Genomic DNA, 21,132 nt, shown 5'->3' on the forward strand with positions numbered 1-21,132 from the left:
CGCCCGGTACCATGAGCGCGCTGAGGGGGAGTCACGGGGGCCGGGGCGCGTGATCCTCGTTCGTGTCGAGTGTGATCGGAGCGGAACGTATATGAGGCGTCGTCGGTTCCTGCAGGCATCCGCGTTGGGTGCCACCGTAGCTGCGGTCGGTGTTCCGGGGGTCGGTGTCCCGGTGGCGTCGGCACTGCCCGTCGGGGTGGACGAATACCGCCGGATGGTCCCGGAGTTGTTCGCCGAGCCTCCCGCGGCGCCGTCGCACTCGGACGCGATCGTCATCGGTTCGGGTTTCGGTGCGAGCGTCGCAGCGCTGCGTCTCGCCGAGTCGGGGACGCAGGTCACCGTCCTCGAACGCGGCCTGCGCTGGCCGCGCGACCCGCACCGCGAGATCTTCACGACCGACCTGCTCGCCGACGGTCGCGGCTACTATCACCGCACCTCCTTCACCGGCCCCACCGGCATTCCCGTGGTGTGCGACGACTTCGCCGGTGTCCTCGACGTCACCGACTATCCGAACATGTCCGTGTGGCGCGGCGCCGCCGTCGGCGGCGGTTCGATCGTCTTCACGGGTGTGATGATCGCTCCCGAACAACGATTCTTCGAGCGGGTGTTCGGTGACCGCCTGAACTACGAGGAGATGACCTCCACGTGGTATCCGAAGGTGCGGTCGATGCTGCGACTCGACGCGATGCCCGACGACGTCTACCACGCCGCCGAGTTCACACACTCACGCCGCTGGGACGACGACGCCCGCGCCGCCGGATACACCCCGCACCGCATCGACGGGATCTGGGACTGGGACGTGGTGCGCGCCGAACTCGCCGGGTCGGTGCGCCGCTCCGCAGTCGCCGGAGAGAGCAACCTCGGCAACTCGAACGGCGCGAAGTTCGACCTGACGCAGAACTACATCCCCGCGGCCGAGGCCACCGGGCGTGCCGTCGTCTGCCATGCGCATCGGGTGACGGCGATCGGGCAGGACGGTGACCGGTACTGGGTCGAGGTCGACGTCGTCGACCCCGTCGGCACCGTGTTGCGCACACAGACCCTCACCTGCGACCGACTGGTGCTCGGCGCCGGGTCGGTCGGCACCACCGAACTGTTGGTCAAGGCGCGGCACACCGGTTCCCTGGCGAATCTCGACGAGCGTGTCGGGCGGGGCTGGGGCACCAACGGCGATGCCGTGCTGGTGCGGTCGTTCGCGCTCACCGAGGGCTTCACCGGCGACCAGGGCGCACCCTCCGCGTCGCGGATCGTCGACGAGTCGGGGTTGCCGCTCAGCCTGGAGAACTGGTTCGTCGCCGGCACCGCGAAGGACGTCGCGATGCTCGCGTCGCTCGGGATGACGATGGATCCCACCCGCGGCGACATCACGTACGACCCGGTCGCCGACCGCGGCGTCGTGAACTGGCCGGCAGGCGGCCAGCAGGCCTCCGTCGACGCGCTCCGCGCCGTGCAGAACAGGATGGCCCGCGCCGGCGGTACCGTTCCCGGCGCCGAACCGCTCGCCCCCGACGTCAACGCCTCGTTCACCGCGCACCCGCTCGGCGGTGCGGTGCTCGGGGACGCCACCGACGGATACGGCCGGGTGCACGGTCATCGCGGCCTGTATGTGGTCGACGGGGCATTGATCCCGGGCAGCACCGGAACCGTGAACCCGTCGCTGACCATCGCGGCTCTCGCCGAACGCAACATCGCGCGGATCATCTCCTCCGGCAATTGACTCGGCATCGTCGAGTGGGCAGTCGCGAGCCGTTTCCCGGGGGATCCCGAAACCACGACTGCACGCTCGAGCCGACCCTCCCACCAGGAAGGACAACGGAATTGAGCGAGCTTCACAAGCCCGGACCGCCGGAGCCGCACGACCCGTCGCAGCCCACCGCCCGGTACCAGCGCTACCTGGAACCGGGTGAGTTGGAAGAACTCAATCGGCTGCGTGCGTGGCGCGAGCAGCAGGAACACGAGGACGCGCAACGCCGCGCGCACGAGCATCAGCGGGAACTGGCGCTGCAGGAGCAGCAGCGCCGGATCGCCGAGCAGCAGCGGCAACTCCACGCCCAGCAGGCGCAGCAGTTCGCGGCCCCGCAGTATCCTCCGCCACCCCAGTACGCGCCGATCCAGCAGGTGACCGTGCACACCACGCAGCGCGCGGACTGCCCGCACCTGCTGCACTTCGTCCTGACGCTGATCTCCTGCGGTCTGTGGCTCCCGATCTGGATCATCCACGCGATCGTCGTCGCCTCACGCTGACGGGTGCCGGTGCCGCCGGGTCAGCGCAGCGGCAACCACCCGGCGAGCCGGTCGAGGGCAGCGGTGACGTCCGCCGTCGAACCCGCGAACGACAGGCGCACGGTCTCGTCGCCGCGCACGGTGTCGAAGTCGATGCCCGGTGCGAGCGCGAGACCGGTGTCGTGCAGCAGCCGCGCGCACCACGCCGCCGACGTCTCGTCGCGCAGCAGGTGCGCGATGTCGGCGTACACGTAGAAGGCCCCGTCGGCGGGCGCGAGTTCCGTCAGACCGACGTCCTGCAGACCGGTCAGCAGCAGGTCGCGGTTGACCGCGTATCGCGCGACGTGCCCGTCGAGTTCGACGCGGGCTTCCGCACCGAACGCCTCGACCGCCGCGAACTGGGAGATCGACGGTGGACACACCGTCATGTTCGATGCCAGTCGCTGCAACGCGGGCCGCAGGTGTTCGGGGACGAGCATCCAGCCGAGCCGCCAACCCGTCATGGAGAAGTACTTCGACACCGATCCCACCACCACCGCGTTGCGCGAGGTCGCCCACGCCGTGGACGTCGCCGGCGAGCCGGGGGTGCCGAACTCGATGCCGTGGTAGATCTCGTCGGACACCAGCAGCGCGTCGTGCTCGTCGCACCAGCGGGCCAGCGCCGCGAGTTCGGCCGGGTCGATCATGGTGCCGGTGGGATTGGCGGGGCTGGCCACCACGACACCCGCCGGCGGCGAGTCCAACGCCTCGAGCATCGCGACCGTCGGCTGGTAGCGGGTGTCGGGCCCGCAGTCGAGTTCCACCACCCGGCAGCCGAGCGCGGCGAGGGTGTTGCGGTACGCGGGGTAGCCCGGTCGCGCGACCACCACGGTGTCACCGGGGTCGAACGCGGCAAGGAACAACAGGGTGAACGCACCGGACGACCCGGTGGTGACGACGACCTCGTCCGGCTCGACGGCGACGCCGTACCGGTCGCGGTGGTGTCCGGCGATCGCCTCGCGCAGCGGGAGCACACCGAACGTCTCCGTGTACCCCAGGAGTTCCGTGTCGACGGCCCGCCGCGCCGCGCGGAGCACGGGCGTCGGCGCGGAGGTCGACGGCTGCCCCGCGGCGAGACTCAGCACGTCGCCGTGGGTTCGTTGACGTTCCTCCGCCGCCTTCCACACATCCATCACGTGGAACGTCTCGATGCGGGAACGTTGCGATTCGATGCGCACGGACTCGACGTTAGCCGGTGGCCCGCGACGTCAGCGAACGGCCCGCTCGTGCTGCGCGAACACGGCACCCCACGCGATCGGCACGTCGCCGCCGTCCAGCTGCATTCCGGGTTCGCCGTCGCCGCCGCCCGCGCGATCGGGCACCACCGGAACGAGCAGGTGCGAATCGAACCGGCCGCCGGTGTGCACGATGTGGAATCCCTGGTTGACGGTGCAGTCGTGCCCGACCACGGGCCCGGTGCACAGGTCGTGCCCGGCGATGGTCAGGACCAGGGACGATCCGGCTTCGAAGAACGTGCTGTGCGGGGTGATCTCGATGTCGACGGGAACGATCTCGCCGGGACGCAACGGCCGGCGTCCGGCCGGCGCCACCACGGGCCGGTAGTTGGTGGACGCCTCCGTGTCGAGGGCGCGCCGCGACACCCTGATGCAGCCCTGCGCTACCTGCCCGGCCTCGGATCCCGCGTGCCCCTCGAACAGCACCTCCTCGCCGTCGACATCGTGTTTGCCGATCCCGACGAACAGGTCCATGTCCTCGGCGTCCTTCGCCTGCACCCACAGCCGCAGAGCGGTGTGGCCGCTGATCTCGGTGTCCGTGCCGAACGTGTGGGTGAAGGTCAGGACGTCACCGGCGACGGGGAACGTGCGGGCACTCGACGGTTCCTGTCGCCGGTCGCCGACCAGTCCGCCGGTGACGTGATCGAGATACAACGGCACGTATCGAGTGTCCGGGATCGGCCACTGGGCCTCGTACCGTTCGGAACAGGTGCGCAGGTCGTGGCGGGTTTCGAGCCGCACAGCGGGCGTGTCGCCGAATCCGTTGTCGGCGTCGGCGAGCACGTGGTCGAAGAACCGGCGCTGCGTGTCGACGACCTCGCGACTGTAGAAGGTCTGCCACGTCTTGCGGCCGTGGGTGTAGAGCCACTTGCGGGACGATCCCAGACGCAGATAGCCGGTGATCGAACCGCGGGTCCGTGGCCCCTGGTCGGACCAGGACACACCGACGAAGGCGGGCACCGTGACGTCCTCGAGTTTCGGTGGGCCCACGAGGTGTCGGCAGCGGGTGTGGTGGCGTCGCAGCAACCAGGGGCCGATGCGTCGGAACGCCCGGGCCGCCGAACCCGCGCCGATGTACAACGAGCGGTGCCAGAACTCGCTGAACCGGGTGTCGGGCACACCGCCGTGGCACAGGGTGTCGCGGTAGGGGTCGCTGATGCCTTCCCAGGGTGCGATCGCCGCGAGATGCGGTGGTCGACGCGCCGCCGTGTACCACTGGAGGGTCGCCAGGTGGGAGGCTCCCGCCATCCCGACGCGGCCGGTACTCCACGGTTGCGCCGCCGCCCATTCGACGACGTCCGCGGCGTCGGCAGCGGAACGTCCGAGAAGCATCCGGGGCTTCCCGCCACTGGTGAAGCATCCGCGCTGATCCGCCACGACCAGCACGTATCCGTGCGGCACCCACTGTGCCGGGTCGGGCGCCTCGAACGAGGTCCGATCGCTCAGTCGCAGGTCACCGACGTAGTTGCCGCTGTCGGCGAGCGCATCGAAGTCGATCGGATACCCGTCGACCCCGATGTCCTTGCCGTACGGTGTGACGCTGACGAGAACGGGATGGCGCGTGCCCGGCGGCGACTGCGGCCGATACACGTTGGCCATCAGTACCGTGCCGTCGGTGAGCCGGATGGGGACGTCGCGGTCGACGACGATGTCGTCGGGAAGCGGATACACCGTCACGCGGTGCTGCCGCAGCGGCGTCGGGTCGTGCCTGCGGGTTCGCACCCACGATGCCATTCCCCACCTCCCGTGTCCCCCAGAAGATGCACAGAGTCTGCAACATGCAGCCGGTACGTGCAAGGCGGCACGGGTGGTGTACCGCTCCCGCTCCCGCTCCCGCTCCCGCTCCCGCTCCCGCTCCCGAGCGAACGGTACATCCGATCGATCCGATGAAACGGGTGTACCGTTCGCTCGCGCGGCGGGGGCGCCCGGAGGTGCGGACGTCAGAGCGAGATGCGACCCTCGAGCGCCGCGAGACCGATGTCGCTGCGGTAGTGCCCACCGGGCAGCTTGATCTCCGCGAGCGTCGTGTACGCGCTGTCGCGGGCGGCGCCGAGGTCGTCGCCGACCCCGATCACGTTCAGTACCCGTCCGCCCGCGGACACGAGGGCGCCGTCGTCCCGACGCTTCGTCCCCGCGTGCAGCACCCGCTCGTCGTCGGCACCGGTGATGACGTCGCCGGTCCGCGGGCTCGCCGGGTAGTGCTCGGCGGCCAGCACCACGGTGACGGCAGCACCGTCACGCCACTGCAGCGGCGGCAGATCGGCGAGAGCGCCGGTCGCGACGGCGTTCAGAGCCGCGCCCAGCGGCGACTCGAGGAGCGCGAGGACGGCCTGCGTCTCGGGGTCACCGAACCGGCAGTTGAACTCGACGACCGCCGGCCCCTCCGCACCCATCGCCAGACCCGCGTACAGCAACCCGGAGAATCCGCAGCCGCGGCGCACCATCTCGACCGCGACCGGGCGGACGACCTCGTCGACGATCCGATCGACGCTGCCCTCCGGCAACCACGGCAGCGGCGTGTACGCGCCCATGCCGCCGGTGTTCGGTCCGGCGTCGCCGTCCCCCACCCTCTTGTGGTCCTGCGCCGGCAGCAGCGGCACGACGGTCTCACCGTCGACGAGGCAGAACAGTGACACCTCCGGTCCGTCCAGGAACGATTCGAGCAGCACCGGGTGCCCGTTCTCGATGATCTCCGCGGCGTGATCGCGGGCGGCGTCACGGTCCGCGGTCACGACGACGCCCTTGCCCGCGGCCAGACCGTCGTCCTTGACGACCCAGGTGGGCCCGAACCGGTCGAGGGCCGCATCGATGTCGGCGGGGCTGTCGACGACCTCGCTGTGCGCGGTGCGCACCCCCGCGGACGCCATCACGTCCTTCGCGAACGCCTTGGACCCCTCGATCCGTGCGGCGGCCGCGGACGGCCCGAAGCAGGCGATGCCCGCGTCGCGGACCGCGTCGGCGACACCCAGCACCAGCGGGACCTCCGGGCCGATCACGACGAGATCGACCTGCTGGTCCTTCGCCAGCGCCACCACCTGCTCGGCGGACGCCGCGTCGACCGGGAACTGCTCGGCGATCCTGCCGATCCCGGCGTTGCCCGGAGCGGCCAGCACGGCCGTCACACCCGGGTCGCGGGACAGGGCCAGGACGAGGGCATGTTCACGGGCACCGGAGCCGATAACGAGTACGCGCACGACCGACAGACTACGGGACCGGCTGCCACACCAGATCGGCGCGGCCACGTGTTCCGGCGACGGCGGACGCGTTGGGGAGGTCGACGTCACGCACCCGGTCGCGCGCCTGCAGGGCGGCCCGTCCCCCGACGCGGTGGCGCCGCACCAGACGCGGGGTCAACGTCGAATCCGGAACGTCCAGGAACACGACGAGGTCGATGAGTTCCCGGATCCGCTCCCAGCCTCCGGTGTCGAGGAGCAGATAGTTGCCTTCGGTGACGACGACCCGCGCGTCGGGCGGGATCGCGTGGAAGGCGGCGACCGGTTCATCGAGTCTGCGCGAGAAGTCGGGGGCGTGGATCACCTCGTCGGGACGGGCCCGTACCCGCTTCAGGAGTTCGCGGAACCCGGCGACGTCGAAGGTGTCGGGGGCGCCTTTGACCGATCGTCGGCCCAACGCGTCGAGTCGGTGGTTGGACAGGTGGAAACCGTCCATGGGCGCGAGGCCGTGCGGGATTCCTGCCCTGCCGAGTGCCTTGACGAGCATCCCCGCCGCACGACTCTTCCCTGCGCCGGGCGGCCCGCAGAGGCCGACGACGATGCGCCTGTCCTCGGGCAGCCCCGCCAGCACGTGCGTCACCAGTTCGGTGACCAGCGCGTGCAGTGTGCCGCTGCGCGCGGACTCGAGCCCCCTCATGACGGAGACGATACGACCGATGCCGCACCGGCACGTCGGGCGATCGACCACAGGTTCGAGGTGGCGACGGCATCGACCGTCGTCGGCGATGTCGCCGAGTGGCGGTGAGCGGCCTATTGTGCCGGTATGGCTTCCGTGTTCAGCAAGATCATCTCGGGCGAGTTCCCCGGCCGGTTCGTATGGCAGGACGACGACGTCGTCGCCTTCCTGACGATCAACCCCTTCACTGAAGGGCACGTGCTCGTGGTGCCGCGCGACGAGGTGGATCACTGGCAGAACATCGACGACGACCTGTGGACGAAGACCAACGGTGTTGCCCGGATCCTGGGCCGCGCCGTCACCCGCGCCTACGACGCGCCGCGCGCGGGTCTGATGATCGCCGGACTCGAGGTACCCCACCTGCACCTGCACGTGTTCCCCGCGTACTCACTCGAGGACTTCGACTTCGCCACGGCCGAGAAGAACCCGTCCGAGGAGTCACTCGACCGTGCCCGCGACCGCATCCGCGCGGCGCTGCGCGAACTCGGCTACGGCGACAACGTGCCGGACTGAGCCGGTCCGGGGGCCGCGGCAGGTTCGTGCTCTCCGGGGCCCTCGCGGAGGAACGCGGCGAGTTCGACCCACGACGTGGTGCGTGCCGCCGGACCGGTGAGCAGACCGAGGTGACTACCGGGCACCGCCACGAAACGCACCTCCGGCGAGCCGGTCAGCACCTGCCCGACGGGTTCGACGGACGGAATCGGGGCCAGCACGTCCTCGGAGCCACCGATCGACAGGACGGGCACGGTCACCGACGAGAGGTCGATGGCACGATCACCGAGCCGCAGTACACCCGACCACAGTTCGTTGGCGACGGTCACGTGTATCGCGAGTTGACGGAACGCGCGACCCGGGTATCCGTACATGTCGTCCTGGAAACGGTCGACGAGTTCCATGCGCGCGAGCTTGTCCCGGTCGGCGATGTTGCCGGCGACGAACCACGGGCGCTTCAGTTCACGCTCGAACGCCGTCGCCCGGTACCCGATCCGCACCAGCGGCGCCGGGATCCCTCCGAACAGCGTCGACGCGAGACCGAGCACGGGGTCGACGACTCTCTGCCCCACGAACCTGGGGATCGCCATGATCGGGATCTTCCGGTAATCGATGGGTGTACCGAAGGTGGCGAGAGAGCGCACCGGCAGGTCCGGGTGCGCGGCGATGGTGAGCATCGACATGGTTCCGGCGATCGACCACGCGACGACGTCGACGTCGCGGTTTCCGCACAGTTCCGACGCGCGGAGGATGGCCTCGGGAAGCACGTCGTCGAGCCAGAATTCGAGTCCGAGATCGCGGTCGTCGCCGTTCATCGCGCCGTACTCGATCACGAAGACACTGCGCCCCAGACCGACGAGGTACTGCACGAGACTCTGGTCGGGCATCAGGTCGAAGCATTTCGGGGACGCGGCGAGCGGCGTCACGAGCAGCACCGGCGCCCCGGCGTCGTCGGCACCGTACCTTCGCAGCACGCGGTGTGGCCCGTCGCCGACCACCGTGGACGGGGTGCGGTGCGGTGCGGCGACGCCGTCGGCCACGAACAACGCCCAGGCGTTGCGGGCGGACTGTGACACGAAGTCGGTGATACCCATCGGTGGTCGTTCTCCCTACATCACGCCAGTTGCTGTAACCGGACGTATCAGTATCTTGCCGTGCCCGACGATAGTAGAGGACAGACGAACCCGTCATTCCCGCCGGACCCGAGGGAGACGGACCCGGAAGGTCGCCCCCACCCCCGGCGCTCCGTCCACCACCACCGAACCGCCGTGTGCCGCCACGAGCGCCGCCACGATCGACAGTCCGAGCCCACTGCCGCTGCCCGCCACCGAGCGCGTCCGGGACGAATCGGTGCGATAGAACCGCTCGAACACCCGCTCCCGGTCGCCTCCGGACAGGCCCGGTCCCGTATCGGCGACCTCGAGCACCGCGTCGTCACCGTCGGTACCCACCCGGACCGTCACCGACGCCTCCGGAGGTGTGTGTGTCAGCGCATTGGTGACCAGATTTCCGAGGACCTGACGCAGTCGCACATCGTCACCCATGACCTCGGGGGTGCCCGGGCCGTCGACGACCTCGAGCCGGATGGTCCGGTCGGGCGCGACGACCCGCGCCCCGTGCACCGCGTCCGCGGCGATGGCGAGCAGGTCGACGGGCTTGTTCTCGAGCGGCCGCTGCGCGTCGAGGCGCGCCAGCATGAGCAGATCCTCCACGAGCACCCCCATCCGCCGAGACTCGTGGAAGATCCGGTCCATGAGCAGGTCCGTGTCGTCGCTGGCGCCCTGCCGGTACAACTCTGCGAAACCGCGGATCGTGGTGAGCGGAGTGCGCAGTTCGTGGCTCGCATCGGCGACGAAACGGCGCATCTTCTCCTCCGAACGCTTTGCCGACTCCTCCGAACGCCTCGCCGACTCCTCGGAACGCCTCGCCGACTCCTCGGAGGCGGCGGTGGTCGCGAACGCCGTCTGGATCTGTTCGAGCATCGTGTTCAGCGCGACCGCGAGCCGCCCGACCTCGGTGTGCGGGCTCGATTCGGGAACCCGTTCGTGGAGATCACCCCCGGCGATCGCGACGGCGGTGCGCTCCACCTGCCCGAGCGGGCGGAGACTGCGGCGAACCACGAAGTACGCCGCGATCGCGAGCACGACCAGCACGATCCCGCCGATCCCCGCCTCCAGTGCCACCAGCCTCGAGACGGTCTCCTCGTTCTCCCGCAGGGTCATCGCAACGGTGGTGGTGCCACCGAACGAGTCCTCGGTCGTCAGCACTCGCCAGTCGGTGTCGGTGTCGCCGTCGCCCGTGGACCCGACCGTCGTCGGCTCCCCCGGGGCCACGTCGGCGAGGTCCGGTCGGCTGCTGTGGTCGTTGATCTGCAGGAGCACGTCACCGTCCGGACCGGTCACCTGAACGAAGTAGGGACTCGGAGGGCGCACGTGGTCGACGCTCGGCGGCGGACGGATCCCCAGCGGTTTCGCCCAGGTCCGGGACGCATCGTGCAGGTCGCGATCGACCCTGCCCTGCAGGGACGACTCGAGCGCCGACGTGACCGCGAGCCCGGACACGAGCAAACCCACCCCCGCGAACAGGACCAGGGTGGCCACCAACGTCAGACGCAACGGGAGCGCACGCAACCGTGCCATCGCCGGCCCTCACGCCCTCGGCTCACGCATCACGTAGCCGACCCCGCGCAGAGTGTGGATGAGCGGCGTGTCGCCCGTGTCGATCTTCCGGCGGAGATACGACACGTAGGACTCGACCACCCCGACCTCACCGCCGAAGTCGTAGTTCCACACGTGATCGAGGATGCGGGGTTTGCTCAACACCGTTCCCGCGTTGACCATGAAGTACCGCAGCAGAGTGAATTCGGTGGGTGACAACGACACCGGCCGACCCGCCCTGAACACCTCGTGCGTGTCGTCGTCGAGTTCGATGTCGGCGAACGTGATCCGCGACGATCGTTCCTGCTCGGAGACCTTGCCGGCGCGCCGCAGGATGGTCCGCAGTCGCGCGATGACCTCTTCGAGGCTGAAGGGTTTGGTGACGTAGTCGTCGGCGCCGAGTGTCAGCCCCGACACCTTGTCCTCCACCGCATCCTTCGCGGTGAGGAACAGCACGGGTGCGTCGCAACCGTCGGCGCGCAGGCGTCGCAGCATCCCGAACCCGTCCATGCCGGGCATCATCACGTCGAGAATCACCGCGTCGGGCCGGAAACCGCGGGCGCGGTCGAGACCTTCGGCGCCACTCGACGCGGTCTCGACGGCGAACCCCTGGAATTTCAGGCTCACCGACAACAACTCGACGATCGTGGGTTCGTCGTCGACCACCAGGATGCGCGCTTCGGCGTTGTCGTCGGTCACGGACCCGATTCTGCTCGCCGAGGCTGGTGACGCGCTGGCCGATTCCTGTGAACTCCCTGGGAGCGTCCGCCTCCGGCGGACCTGAGCGAACGTACCGTCGGCTCGATCGATCAGATCGGGCGTACCACTCGCCCACCCCCGAGGCCCGGTCGGTGCGAGCGCCGACCATCCGCAGATCAGACGGTTTGCCACCCGACACCGACCTGGCTATCGTCGGCTCACGGCGACCCCGACGCGGTCACCCGGACGAGCGCACCGTACCCGGACAGCGACAAGACGGTGCAGGAGCGTGATCGTCGTGGCATGGATCGTCCTGGTCCTGTCCGGAATCCTCGAAGCCGTGTGGGCCACCGCCCTCGGGCGCTCGTCCGGGTTCACCCGACTCGGCCCCAGCATCGTGTTCGTCGTCGCGCTCATCGCGAGCATGGCCGGTCTCGCCTATGCGATGCGGACCCTGCCCATCGGCACGTCGTACGCGGTGTGGGTGGGTATCGGTGCGGCGCTGACCGTCGCGTTCGCCATGGTCACCGGCACCGAACCCGCGTCCCTGGTCAAGGCGTTGCTCATCGCGGGGATCGTCGCCTGCGTGATCGGCCTGAAGCTGCTGCACTGATGTCTGTGTGTCTACGGTTACAGTGAACGGATGAATCTGGGGTCCGTGATCGCCATGCCGCTCCGGGTCGGCCTGGCCGCCGCCGACACCGCTCTCGGCGTCGCCGAGGCCGTCATCGGAACCGTCCGAGTGGCCGTCGCGCCGGCCACCTATTCGACGCTCGGCGCCGTCGGCCTGCCCGACACCCGTACCTCGCTCGGATTGTTGCAGCAGGTGTCCCGCCTGACGGCGGAGGATCGCGGGCTCGGGCAGGCCCTGCGTCCCGGCGGGCCGCTCGACCGGTTGCTCGCCGAGGGCGGTCCCGTCGACCGGCTCACCGAACCCGGTGGGCTGCTCGAACGTCTCCTCGAACCGGGCGGGGCTCTCGACCGCATCACGGCACCGGACGGTCCGCTCGACCGGGTCCTCGCCGACGACGGCGCTCTCGACCGGCTGCTGTCGGAAGGTGGCCTCCTGGACCGGATCACCGCGCCGGACGGCCCCCTCGAACGGTTGCTCGCGCAGGACGGTGCCGTCGAGCGGATCACCGCCCCCGGCGGCATAGTCGACAACGCGCTCCGCCCCGGCGGAGTCATCGAACGCGCGCTCGCGGAAGGGGGTGTGCTCGACGTCCTGCTCTCCGAGCAGGGTGCGCTCGAACGTCTCCTCGCCGAAGGCGGCCCGCTCGATCAGATCGTGCAGCTCTCGGAGACACTCGCCGACCTGACCCCCGACATCGCCCGCATGACCGTCAGCATCGACGTGTTGCAGGAGACCGCGGAACTGCTGCGCGGGGCGGTCGGTCCGCTCGGCGACCTCGCCGGGCGACTCCCCGGGCGGTGGCTGCGCGGCAGCAAGGGCGAACTGCTCCCACCCGGCCCCTAGGGGTTCTTCCCGGGGCCGCCCGTCCGGTCCGCTCGCGCGGTCGCGACGAGTCGCGCCGCGTCTTCCGCGGCGCACACCGCCGCGTCGGCGAGGCCGGCACCGGTCGCGAGCAACGCCGCGACCGTCCCGGCGAAATGGTCGCCCGCCCCGGTGGTGTCGACCACGGCGACAGAGGGTACCGGCACGTGCCGGATACCGTCGCGTGTCGCGACCACCACGTCGGCGCTGCCCCTCGTGATCACCACCGACGTGACCTGCCCGAGGAGAGCTGCGGCAACATCATCGACGGTGCCGTCGCCGACCGTCGCCCCGACGTAGAAGGCAGCCTCGGGTTCGTTGACGATCAGCGGATCGGCGACCCGCAGGACGCTCGGGTCGAGCGGCGCGACCGGACTCGCATTGAGCACGAACCTGCGGTGCCGGGCCGCCTCCCACCCCGCGACCGCCCGCGTCACCTCCGGCGGCGATTCGAGTTGGGTGAGCACGACGGCGGGGTCGAGAACGTCGAGAGCCCGCTCGACGTATTCGACGTCGAGCAGTGCGTTCGCCCCGCTGATCACGACGATCCGGTTGTCCCCGTCGTCCGTGACCAGGACGATCGCGCGACCCGTCGGGGCATCGAGTTCCGCCAGGTACCGGACGTCGACGCCGGCGGCGCGCTGCGCATCACGCAGAACGGCGCCCGCCTCGTCGGAACCGACCGCACCGACGATCGCGGTCGGCGCGTTGCGGGCCGCACCGATCGCCTGGTTGGCGCCCTTCCCGCCCGGATACGTCGACAGGCTCCGCCCGAGTACGGTCTCACCGTTCTCCGGTGCCCGCTGCACCTGCGCGGTGAGGTCGAGGTTGAGAGAGCCGACGACGACCACGGGATGTTCCGGTGTGTCGTTCACGCCGCCCAGACTACGTTCCCGAAATGTCCGTACTGCGATTCCGCGACGTCGAACTGCACACTTTCGACGGGAAACCCCGTGCCGCACATGGCATGATCCGATTCATGGCCGGTTCTGCATCTCATCCGTCACCGCACCTGTCCGTGGGCACCGCAGTGGTCGTGCGCGCCGGAGTCGTCGGTGACGACGCAGAGCCGGGGAAGATCGTCGCGGACTACGGACCGCACCAGGAGGCCGTCGGAGACCAGTTGGGCCGCGATTGGGCTCCCGTGAAACGCTGGGCGGTCGCCCTCGACAACGGACGCCTCGTGTTCGTCGACGACAACGACCTCGAGACGTCCGCCGCCTGATCCCGGCGCGGAATGTGCCGACACCGCGCGGTCGACACCGCGCGGTCAGCACTGGTGGAGCCCCCTGTCAGGATTGAACTGACGACCGCTCGCTTACAAGGCGAGTGCTCTACCACTGAGCTAAGGAGGCAATGGAGCGCCGCCCATCATATAGGGCGCAACCACCGTGCGTGCACCCACCCGGTTTGGCTACGGTGATGGGCATGCTGTTCGCGGCCGGATCGAGGATCGACACCGAGGCCGGGCATCGGTGAGCTTCCTCAGAGCGGCCTCCGGCCTGGTCTTCGGGCGCCGACGCGCCACCATCGACGCCGTCACGTCGGCGCCGACGCCGCTGCAGCCGATCGATCTGACGGACGACGCGGTCGTCGCCGAGGCCCTGGACGTCGCGGTGCGGGTCGGTGAAGTTCTGCTCGCGGCCGGCACCGGAGCGATCGACACCTCCGAGCAGGTGAGGTTCGTCGCCGCCACCTACGGTCTGGCGCAATGCGATGTGGACGTCACCTACAACTCGATCGTGCTGTCCGCATATCGGGGACCGACGATGCCGCCGGCGAGCACGATGCGGGTCGTGCAGTACCGGTCGATGGATTTCACGCGCCTCGCAGCCGTCGACCGCCTCACCCGCCGGATCCGCCGGGACGCGATCTCACCGGCGCAGGCCCACGAGGAACTCCTCGCCCTCACGAACGCTGCCCACCCGTACAACCGTTGGGTGGCGACCGTCGCGTGGTCGGGGATGGCGGCGGCGATCTCCGTTCTGCTCGGCGGCGGGTTCCTGGTGGCGCTCGTGGCGTTCGCGTCGACGTTCGTGATCGACCGCGTCAACCGGTTCCTCAACGGTGTGGGGCTTCCGTTCTTCTTCCAACACGTCGTCGGCGGCATCATCGCGACGGCACCGGCCATCACGATCTACTCTCTCCGCGACACACTGGGTGTGGACGTGTCGCCGGGCCTGATCATCGCCGCCGGCGTCACCGTGCTGTTGTCCGGGTTGTCCCTGGTCGGTTCGGTGCAGGATGCGATCACGGGGGCACCGATCACCGCGTCCGCGCGGTTCTTCGAACTGCTGATGATGACGGGCGGCATCATCGCCGGTGTCGCCACGACCCTGCGTATCGCGGAGGTGTTCGAGGCGGAACTGCCGGTGATCAGCTATGCGCCGCTGCCCGATCTGACCCAGCTCCCGACGAAGATCCTGTCGGGGGCGTTCGCGGCGATGTTCTATGCCCTGGCCTGTTACGCCGAGCGCCGAGCGCTGGCGGTCGCCGCGTTCGCGGGCGCGGCCGGGTCGCTGGTCTATCAGTTGTCGCTGGGGGCGGTGCTCGGTCCGGTCGTCGCATCCGCGACGGCCGCGACGGTGATCGGGTTCGCCGGTGGCCTCGCAGCCCGCCGCGCACTGACGCCACCTCTGGTCGTCGCGGTGGCCGGTATCACGCCGTTGCTTCCCGGCCTCGCCCTGTATCGGGGGTTGTACGCGATGCTGCGGAACGAGATCGTCGTGGGGCTGACCGCGTTGTTCGCGGCGTTCGGTATCGGGTGCGCCCTGGCCGCAGGCGTGACCCTCGGCGAATGGCTGGCACGAACCACCCGCAACCCCCGCACGCTGTTGAAGTCGGGGACGGTGTTGCGCCCGCAGATGCGCCGGATCGGGTCCCGGCGCACCAGATTGGAGGCCGCGACCGGACCCATCCCCACGCCGACCGGCCCGTTGCCGACGGTGACGGGTTCGCTGCCCGTCGTGACGGCGCCGGTTCCGATCGTCACGGGGCCGATCCCGACGGTCACGGTGTCACGGTCCCCCGAAACCGGCCCCCTCCCCACCGGCCCCCTGCCGGCGGAAACCCTGCGCGCGGAGTTGTTCGACGAGACGACGAGAGCCACGCGGCGCCCATGGTGGCGGCGTGGCTCTCGTCGACGATGACTGCCCGGGTCGGGTTCAGCCCTGGCGCGCCTTCTGGTCTGCCTCCATTGCGTCGCGCAGGCTCTTGGGACGCATGTCGGTCCAGTTCTGTTCGACGTACTCGACGCACGCAGCGCGCGACTCCTCACCGAACACGACCCGCCACCCCTGCGGGACCTCGGCGAAGGTCGGCCACAGCGAGTACTGCTCTTCGTCGTTCATCAGAACGTAGAAGCGGCCGTCTTCGTCGTCGAATGGATTCGTGCTCATCTCGCCTCACTTGTTGCGTAGGTGTGCTGGTCCGGTACTCTACCAAGTTCACCGACGTCGACCTGCCGCACCGGCGGATCGAACAGCTGTCGCTCGAGTACGGACGTGAGGATTTCGCCTGCACGCACGGCCGCGTTCGACAGCAGCGACGACGTCAGTCCGTGGGTCTTCTCGGTTCCTCCCTGCAGGTAGATCCCAGCTGTCACATCGTCCGGTGTGGCCAGGCGGTAGTCCCGCGCGACCGGCGGCACCGGAGCGGACGGCGCGAGGTCACCCAGCAGTGGGCCGAGCGGCGCCGGTGCGAAACCTGTCGCCAGGACGACGGCGTCGCACTTCAGTGTGTCGATCCGGCCGTCGAGAGCGTTACGGACCTGCACTGCGATCCCTGCGGTGTCCTCGACGACGGAGGTCACCGCGGATGCCCGCCGCATGAACAACCGGCGACGCCCGGCGACGCGTTCCCGGTATTCGGTGGCGTAGAGGGTCTCGATGAGCGCGGGGTCCACGACCGAATAGTTGGTGCTTCTGTGCAGGTCGAACAGTCGTTCGCGCTCGCCGGCCGGCGCGTCGTACAGTTCACCGACGGTTTCCGGGTCGAAGATGCGGTTCGCGTACGGACTGTCGTCGGCGGGGCTGTACCCGAACCGGTTGAAGACGTTGTGGACCTCGGCCTGCGGATAGTGGCCGTGCAGGTACTGCACGACCTCGGCGGCGCTCTGGCCGGCACCGACGACGACGAATCGCTGGTGGGTGAGTGCCGGCATCTCCTCGAGGTGGAACAGGAACCGGTGGTTGTGGAAGCAACGGGCCGATTCGGTCGCCCACTCGGGGATCCGGGCCTTCAGTCCGACTCCGAGCACCACGTTGCGGGCGTGCACTTCGGTGCCGTCCTCGGTGCGGACGACGAACCGTCGCGCGGTGCCGTCGTCGTCGCGCAGCGCTTCGACGGACCGGACGGTCGTGTCGTACCGCACGTCGGCGCTCACTCTGCGCGCGGCCCAGGCGAGGTAGTCCTGGAACTCGAGGCGGGTCGGAAAGAACGTCTGGTGGTTGACGAAGTCGACGAGGCGGTCCTGCGCGTGCAGGTAGGAGAAGAAGCTGTAACTGCTCGCGGGGTTGCGGAAGGTCACGAGGTCCTTCGGGAACGCGATCTGCATCGTCGAGCCGTCGAGCAGCATTCCCGGGTGCCAGGCGAACTCGGGTTGACGCTCGAAGAAGCAGGCGCGCAGCGCGGTGCCCGCTGCGGCGTTGTGCTCTTCGATCGCGATGGACAGTGCGAGGTTCGCCGGCCCGAAGCCGATCCCCACGATGTCGTGGACGTCGACCTCCCGGTCGTCCGTCACCCCCGAATGAACGGCAAACATGCTGGATCGGTCGGTCATCACTCAACTTCCGTGCTCGGGGGCGCGCGCCCACGGTCGTTCGGGTCGGGCAGAAAAGTAGCTCAGGCTAACCTTGCTTCCACGGAGGGTACCAATGGAAAGGCGTCTGCGGGGACGTCCCGGCGAGCCGTTCCGTCGCCGCACCCCGCCACCTCGGACGAACCGGACACCGCCGTCCCGATCCGCAAGTCCCGCACGGGAAAAGGTGCGGGCGCGGCCGGTGCTTCCACCCGGCCGCGCCCGCGGACCCGTCCTGTTCCGAACAGCCGCCGCCTCAGGCGGTCAGGAAGTCCAGGACCACCTTGTTCACGGCCTCCGGACGCTCCAGGTAGCCGTAGTGTCCGGCGTCGGGAATCTCCTCGTAACGCGCGTTCGGGATCGCATCGGCGACCTCCCGAGACAGATACGCCGGGATCATGCGGTCGTCGGCGAACCCGACCGACAGGCACGGAACCGACACCGATCGGTAGGCGGCGCGACGATCGAACTCACGGTCCATACCGAGTTGCGCCCGCACACCGGCCGAGATCCGACCCCCGCTGAACTCGAAGACGTCGAGCCAGTCCCGCGCGGTGTTCGGGTCGCGCAGCGAGGCCGGCGACAGGTTCATCACGGCGGTCACCGCCGCCTGGTACGCCGCGGGCAGTTCGACCCCGTTGTCGTACAACTGTCGTTCGCCTTCGGTCAGGGTCGTCTGGAACCGGTCCATGCGGGCGTGGCCTGCCAGGAACACCGCCTTGCGCACGAGATCGGGGCGGGCGAGCGACAGTTCCTGCGCGACGCGCGCACCCATCGACGTCCCCACCACGTGCGCCGGGCCACCGAGCAGTTCGATCAGTCCGGCGGTGTCGTTCACCAGATCGTCGATGGTCATCCCGTCGAGGCTCTCCCCCGACGGCGCGATCCCCCGATTGTCGAACGTCGCCACCCGATACCCGGCCTGTACGAGCGCCGGAACCTGGTGCAGATCCCACACCCGCCCCGGGCTCCCGGTCCCCATGACGAGAACGACGAGGTCGCCGGATCCCTTGACCTGGTAGTTCAGCGGAATCCCGTTGATCGTGGCGATGGGCATGACAACCTTCCTCGGCGACTACGACGACTACCGCGACCGCGAACAACACGCGGGCCGCGCCCCGCCGAACACCGTACCGTGACCGCCGCGCACGCCCACGCGAGCGCGCCCTGATCGATAAAGCGGGCCGGAAGTGGCGGGCCGGAGTCCCATTCTCCTAGAGTCTGGGTAACTTCCCTGCCAGAACCAGGGCAGATACCCCAGGAGGACTGCATCATGGCCGCGGACACCGCGAAAGACATCGCCGACGAGGATCTCGAACCCGTCGCCGACGAAACCGCACGACAGGCGCAACGCGTCGTCGCCGCCTACGCCGAGGACGCGGACGAGTGCCGCATGCTGCTGTCGATGCTCGGTATCGCCCCCGGCGACAAGCACTGACTCCGCACGCGACGATCGACGACCCGAGAGGAAACGATGTGACGACGGGCCAGGCGGTACCGGACGACGGATCCGCCGTCCACACCACAGCGGATTTCGTGGTCGTGGCCAACCGCCTGCCGGTCGACCTCGAACGCCTGCCCGACGGCAGCACCCGTTGGAAGCGCAGCCCGGGTGGTCTCGTCACCGCACTCGAACCGATCCTGCGCGCGAATCGCGGTGCCTGGGTCGGTTGGGCGGGGGTCGCCGACGCCGAACTCGATCCGATCGTCGAGGACGATCTCGTACTGCATTCGGTGCCGCTCAGCGCACAGGAGATCGCCGACTACTACGAAGGCTTCTCCAACGCCACGCTGTGGCCCCTCTACCACGACGTGATCGTCCGTCCCGAGTACCGCCGCGAATGGTGGAACGCGTACGTCGAGGTCAATCGCAGGTTCGCGGAGGCCGCCGCGCATGCCGCCGCGGAAGGCGCCACGGTGTGGGTACAGGACTACCAACTGCAGCTGGTCCCGAAGATGCTGCGGATGCTCCGACCTGATCTCACCATCGGGTTCTTCCTGCACATCCCGTTCCCGCCCGTCGAACTGTTCATGCAGATGCCGTGGCGGACCGAGATCGTCGAGGGCCTCCTCGGCGCCGACCTCATCGGATTCCACCTGCCCGGCGGCGCGCAGAACTTCCTGTACCTCGCGCGGCGACTCGCCGGGCACCAGACGTCCCGCGGCACCGTCGGGGTCCGCTCGAAACTCGGTGTCGTGCAGGTCGGCTTCCGGACCGTCCGGGTCGGCGCGTTTCCCATCTCCATCGCCTCGGGGGAACTCGACGAGCAGGCCCGCAGCAGGACGGTGCGGGCCCGGGCCAAGACGATCCGGAAGGAACTCGGCAACCCGAAGCACGTCCTGCTCGGGGTCGACCGGCTCGACTACACCAAGGGCATCGACGTGCGGCTCGACGCCCTGCACGAACTGCTGGCCGAAGGTCGCGTCGATCCCGCCGACACGGTCATGGTGCAGCTCGCCACACCGAGTCGTGAGCGGGTCGACTCGTACGTGCAGATGCGCGGCGAGATCGAGATGATGGTCAGTCGCATCAACGGTGAGTACGCGGAGGTCGGCCGTCCGGTGGTGCACTACATCCACCGCCCGGTTCCCCGCGACGAACTCATCGCCTTCTTCGCGGCGGCCGATGTCATGCTCGTCACTCCGCTGCGCGACGGGATGAACCTCGTCGCGAAGGAGTACGTCGCCTGCCGCAGCGACCTCGGCGGCGCCCTCGTTCTCAGTGAGTTCACCGGTGCCGCAGCAGAACTCCGTCATGCGTTCCTGTGCAACCCGCACGACCTCGAGAACGTCAAGGACGCGATGGAGGCCGCACTGACGGTGCCGCGGGAGGACGGCCGCAAACGTATGCGCGCGCTACGGCGCCAGGTGCTCACGCACGACGTCGACCGCTGGGCCCGGTCGTTCCTCGATGCGCTCTCGCACAGCGGCGCAGCCGGCCCCGCTCTCATCACGCCCGGGGAGAACCACGGCCCGCGATGAACGAGCCGGTGCCCCCCACCTGTCCCGGTGGGGGGCACCGCCGATCGGTCGTCGATCAGACCGGGGTCAGCCGGTCCACGAGCCAGCGGTCGCCGTCCTTCTGCATTTCGACACGTACGCGACTGCCACTGCTGGCCGCCTCGGGCCTGTCCGAACTCGTGGTGATCTGGTTGAGGTACAGCAGCATCACGGCGTTGTCGGCGTCGGCGGAGACGACCGACGAGCCCTGCACGCTCACCTGCACGGTGATCGATTTCTCCTTCGCACCCGGCGCGACGACGTTGGTCATCAGGTTCATGTATTCCGTGGCGAAGTCGGGGGTGAGTCCCCCCACCGCGGCCTCGGCCTGTTCGTCGACCGTCGCGAAGTCGTACTCGAGCATCGCGACCACCTCCGCCTCGGCCGCCGCACGTGCTTCGACCCGTGCCCGTTCGACCGCCGAATCGTGGATCCGACCGTACGCGAGCCACCCGACGACCACCGCCAGCACCGCCACGACCACCGTCAGCACGACGGCCACCCTCGGCAGCAAGGACCGTGAGTTCCCCTGCGTCGAGGCACTTTCCGTCGTTGTCGACGATTCTGCCGTCTCGCCGGGGGCGT

At 69.2% G+C, this 21,132-nt stretch carries 21 protein-coding genes, 1 tRNA gene and 1 riboswitch; of the genes, 9 read left to right on the plus strand and 13 right to left on the minus strand.

Features of this window, described 5'->3' with window-relative positions:
• Window positions 1-91 precede the first annotated feature (91 nt).
• Window positions 92-1,717, plus strand: a complete 1,626-nt coding sequence (locus LDQ05_RS02965; RefSeq protein WP_226435412.1) for a GMC oxidoreductase — start codon at window positions 92-94, stop codon at window positions 1,715-1,717.
• Window positions 1,718-1,818: 101 nt separating this feature from the next.
• Window positions 1,819-2,244: a hypothetical protein gene (locus tag LDQ05_RS02970; RefSeq protein ID WP_226435413.1), complete on the plus strand. Its 426-nt coding sequence runs from the start codon at window positions 1,819-1,821 to the stop codon at window positions 2,242-2,244.
• A 20-nt stretch (window positions 2,245-2,264) separates the two neighbouring features.
• Here the strand turns inward: LDQ05_RS02970 and LDQ05_RS02975 are convergent, their stop codons facing one another.
• From LDQ05_RS02975 to LDQ05_RS02990, 4 genes are all read right to left on the minus strand, one after another.
• Entirely contained in the window at window positions 2,265-3,440 is a 1,176-nt protein-coding gene (locus LDQ05_RS02975) for a pyridoxal phosphate-dependent aminotransferase (RefSeq protein ID WP_226435414.1), read from the minus strand.
• A gap of 30 nt (window positions 3,441-3,470) precedes the next feature.
• Window positions 3,471-5,231 carry a CocE/NonD family hydrolase gene (locus LDQ05_RS02980; RefSeq protein WP_226435415.1) on the minus strand — a complete coding sequence of 587 codons (1,761 nt, stop codon included), beginning with the start codon at window positions 5,229-5,231 and terminating at the stop codon, window positions 3,471-3,473.
• Between the two features lie 206 nt (window positions 5,232-5,437).
• A complete protein-coding gene (gene purD / locus LDQ05_RS02985; protein WP_226435416.1) occupies window positions 5,438-6,691 on the minus strand; it encodes a phosphoribosylamine--glycine ligase in 1,254 nt (417 codons plus the stop codon).
• Window positions 6,692-6,701: 10 nt separating this feature from the next.
• Entirely contained in the window at window positions 6,702-7,367 is a 666-nt protein-coding gene (locus LDQ05_RS02990) for a nucleoside/nucleotide kinase family protein (protein WP_226435417.1), read from the minus strand.
• Between the two features lie 126 nt (window positions 7,368-7,493).
• Between LDQ05_RS02990 and LDQ05_RS02995 the strand changes: the two genes are divergently transcribed.
• On the plus strand, window positions 7,494-7,919 hold the full coding sequence (locus LDQ05_RS02995) for an HIT family protein (RefSeq protein WP_226435418.1): 426 nt from the start codon (window positions 7,494-7,496) through the stop codon (window positions 7,917-7,919).
• Here LDQ05_RS02995 and LDQ05_RS03000 read toward each other — a convergent pair.
• The 3 genes from LDQ05_RS03000 to LDQ05_RS03010 all read right to left on the minus strand — a co-directional run bounded on the left by LDQ05_RS03000 (window position 7,895) and on the right by LDQ05_RS03010 (window position 11,254).
• A complete protein-coding gene (locus LDQ05_RS03000) occupies window positions 7,895-8,992 on the minus strand; it encodes a polyhydroxyalkanoate synthase family protein (protein ID WP_226435419.1) in 1,098 nt (365 codons plus the stop codon). The genes LDQ05_RS02995 and LDQ05_RS03000 overlap by 25 nt on opposite strands.
• Window positions 8,993-9,085: 93 nt before the next feature.
• Window positions 9,086-10,537, minus strand: a complete 1,452-nt coding sequence (locus tag LDQ05_RS03005) for a sensor histidine kinase (protein WP_226435420.1) — start codon at window positions 10,535-10,537, stop codon at window positions 9,086-9,088.
• A gap of 9 nt (window positions 10,538-10,546) precedes the next feature.
• Window positions 10,547-11,254 carry a response regulator transcription factor gene (locus LDQ05_RS03010; RefSeq protein ID WP_226435421.1) on the minus strand — a complete coding sequence of 236 codons (708 nt, stop codon included), beginning with the start codon at window positions 11,252-11,254 and terminating at the stop codon, window positions 10,547-10,549.
• Window positions 11,255-11,474: 220 nt separating this feature from the next.
• A riboswitch (guanidine-III (ykkC-III) riboswitch) is annotated at window positions 11,475-11,540 on the plus strand.
• Window positions 11,541-11,552: 12 nt separating this feature from the next.
• Here LDQ05_RS03010 and LDQ05_RS03015 point away from each other — a divergent pair.
• Both LDQ05_RS03015 and LDQ05_RS03020 read left to right on the plus strand, forming a co-directional pair.
• Entirely contained in the window at window positions 11,553-11,867 is a 315-nt protein-coding gene (locus tag LDQ05_RS03015; RefSeq protein ID WP_226435422.1) for a DMT family transporter, read from the plus strand.
• Window positions 11,868-11,897: 30 nt separating this feature from the next.
• Window positions 11,898-12,731, plus strand: a complete 834-nt coding sequence (locus tag LDQ05_RS03020; RefSeq protein ID WP_226435423.1) for an ABC transporter — start codon at window positions 11,898-11,900, stop codon at window positions 12,729-12,731.
• Here LDQ05_RS03020 and LDQ05_RS03025 read toward each other — a convergent pair.
• Window positions 12,728-13,624 (minus strand): ribokinase, encoded by an 897-nt coding sequence (locus LDQ05_RS03025; RefSeq protein ID WP_226435424.1) that lies wholly within the window; start codon window positions 13,622-13,624, stop codon window positions 12,728-12,730. The genes LDQ05_RS03020 and LDQ05_RS03025 overlap by 4 nt on opposite strands.
• A gap of 23 nt (window positions 13,625-13,647) precedes the next feature.
• Between LDQ05_RS03025 and LDQ05_RS03030 the strand changes: the two genes are divergently transcribed.
• Window positions 13,648-13,974, plus strand: coding sequence for a hypothetical protein (locus LDQ05_RS03030; protein ID WP_372461022.1), 327 nt, complete (start codon window positions 13,648-13,650; stop codon window positions 13,972-13,974).
• A 55-nt stretch (window positions 13,975-14,029) separates the two neighbouring features.
• Here LDQ05_RS03030 and LDQ05_RS03035 read toward each other — a convergent pair.
• Window positions 14,030-14,104, minus strand: a tRNA-Thr gene (locus LDQ05_RS03035).
• Between the two features lie 120 nt (window positions 14,105-14,224).
• Between LDQ05_RS03035 and LDQ05_RS03040 the strand changes: the two genes are divergently transcribed.
• Window positions 14,225-15,898 carry a threonine/serine exporter family protein gene (locus tag LDQ05_RS03040; protein ID WP_226435425.1) on the plus strand — a complete coding sequence of 558 codons (1,674 nt, stop codon included), beginning with the start codon at window positions 14,225-14,227 and terminating at the stop codon, window positions 15,896-15,898.
• Between the two features lie 15 nt (window positions 15,899-15,913).
• Here the strand turns inward: LDQ05_RS03040 and LDQ05_RS03045 are convergent, their stop codons facing one another.
• The 3 genes from LDQ05_RS03045 to LDQ05_RS03055 all read right to left on the minus strand — a co-directional run bounded on the left by LDQ05_RS03045 (window position 15,914) and on the right by LDQ05_RS03055 (window position 18,604).
• On the minus strand, window positions 15,914-16,147 hold the full coding sequence (locus LDQ05_RS03045; protein WP_226435426.1) for an MbtH family protein: 234 nt from the start codon (window positions 16,145-16,147) through the stop codon (window positions 15,914-15,916).
• Window positions 16,144-17,529 carry a lysine N(6)-hydroxylase/L-ornithine N(5)-oxygenase family protein gene (locus tag LDQ05_RS03050; protein ID WP_372461023.1) on the minus strand — a complete coding sequence of 462 codons (1,386 nt, stop codon included), beginning with the start codon at window positions 17,527-17,529 and terminating at the stop codon, window positions 16,144-16,146. The genes LDQ05_RS03045 and LDQ05_RS03050 overlap by 4 nt, the downstream gene beginning before the upstream one ends.
• A 274-nt stretch (window positions 17,530-17,803) precedes the next feature.
• The gene (locus LDQ05_RS03055) at window positions 17,804-18,604 is read right to left on the minus strand and encodes an alpha/beta fold hydrolase (protein WP_226435428.1); all 801 of its coding nucleotides are present in this window, start codon (window positions 18,602-18,604) and stop codon (window positions 17,804-17,806) included.
• A 216-nt stretch (window positions 18,605-18,820) separates the two neighbouring features.
• Here LDQ05_RS03055 and LDQ05_RS03060 point away from each other — a divergent pair, with 216 nt between their 5' ends.
• Together LDQ05_RS03060 and LDQ05_RS03065 are read left to right on the plus strand one after the other, a co-directional pair.
• Entirely contained in the window at window positions 18,821-18,985 is a 165-nt protein-coding gene (locus LDQ05_RS03060) for a hypothetical protein (RefSeq protein ID WP_226435429.1), read from the plus strand.
• Window positions 18,986-18,999: 14 nt separating this feature from the next.
• Window positions 19,000-20,529, plus strand: coding sequence for an alpha,alpha-trehalose-phosphate synthase (UDP-forming) (locus tag LDQ05_RS03065; protein WP_372461024.1), 1,530 nt, complete (start codon window positions 19,000-19,002; stop codon window positions 20,527-20,529).
• Between the two features lie 55 nt (window positions 20,530-20,584).
• Here LDQ05_RS03065 and LDQ05_RS03070 read toward each other — a convergent pair whose 3' ends face one another.
• Window positions 20,585-21,049, minus strand: coding sequence for a hypothetical protein (locus LDQ05_RS03070; RefSeq protein ID WP_226435431.1), 465 nt, complete (start codon window positions 21,047-21,049; stop codon window positions 20,585-20,587).
• Window positions 21,050-21,132: the final 83 nt, after the last annotated feature.

The organism is Rhodococcus yananensis (assembly GCF_020515525.1).
Lineage (GTDB): Bacteria > Actinomycetota > Actinomycetes > Mycobacteriales > Mycobacteriaceae > Rhodococcus > Rhodococcus yananensis.

What these genes read in the sequence shown, in the direction of transcription:
- LDQ05_RS03045 (WP_226435426.1), bottom strand. Translation starts at nt 16,147, where the DNA reads ATGAGCACGAATCCATTCGACGACGAAGACGGCCGCTTCTACGTTCTG.
- LDQ05_RS03000 (WP_226435419.1), bottom strand. Translation starts at nt 8,992, where the DNA reads ATGGGTATCACCGACTTCGTGTCACAGTCCGCCCGCAACGCCTGGGCG.
- LDQ05_RS03030 (WP_372461022.1), top strand. Translation starts at nt 13,648, where the DNA reads ATGTCCGTACTGCGATTCCGCGACGTCGAACTGCACACTTTCGACGGG.
- LDQ05_RS03060 (WP_226435429.1), top strand. Translation starts at nt 18,821, where the DNA reads ATGGCCGCGGACACCGCGAAAGACATCGCCGACGAGGATCTCGAACCC.
- LDQ05_RS03020 (WP_226435423.1), top strand. Translation starts at nt 11,898, where the DNA reads ATGAATCTGGGGTCCGTGATCGCCATGCCGCTCCGGGTCGGCCTGGCC.
- LDQ05_RS02965 (WP_226435412.1), top strand. Translation starts at nt 92, where the DNA reads ATGAGGCGTCGTCGGTTCCTGCAGGCATCCGCGTTGGGTGCCACCGTA.
- LDQ05_RS03005 (WP_226435420.1), bottom strand. Translation starts at nt 10,537, where the DNA reads ATGGCACGGTTGCGTGCGCTCCCGTTGCGTCTGACGTTGGTGGCCACC.
- LDQ05_RS03055 (WP_226435428.1), bottom strand. Translation starts at nt 18,604, where the DNA reads ATGCCCATCGCCACGATCAACGGGATTCCGCTGAACTACCAGGTCAAG.
- LDQ05_RS02990 (WP_226435417.1), bottom strand. Translation starts at nt 7,367, where the DNA reads ATGAGGGGGCTCGAGTCCGCGCGCAGCGGCACACTGCACGCGCTGGTC.
- LDQ05_RS03050 (WP_372461023.1), bottom strand. Translation starts at nt 17,529, where the DNA reads ATGACCGACCGATCCAGCATGTTTGCCGTTCATTCGGGGGTGACGGAC.
- LDQ05_RS02995 (WP_226435418.1), top strand. Translation starts at nt 7,494, where the DNA reads ATGGCTTCCGTGTTCAGCAAGATCATCTCGGGCGAGTTCCCCGGCCGG.
- LDQ05_RS02980 (WP_226435415.1), bottom strand. Translation starts at nt 5,231, where the DNA reads ATGGCATCGTGGGTGCGAACCCGCAGGCACGACCCGACGCCGCTGCGG.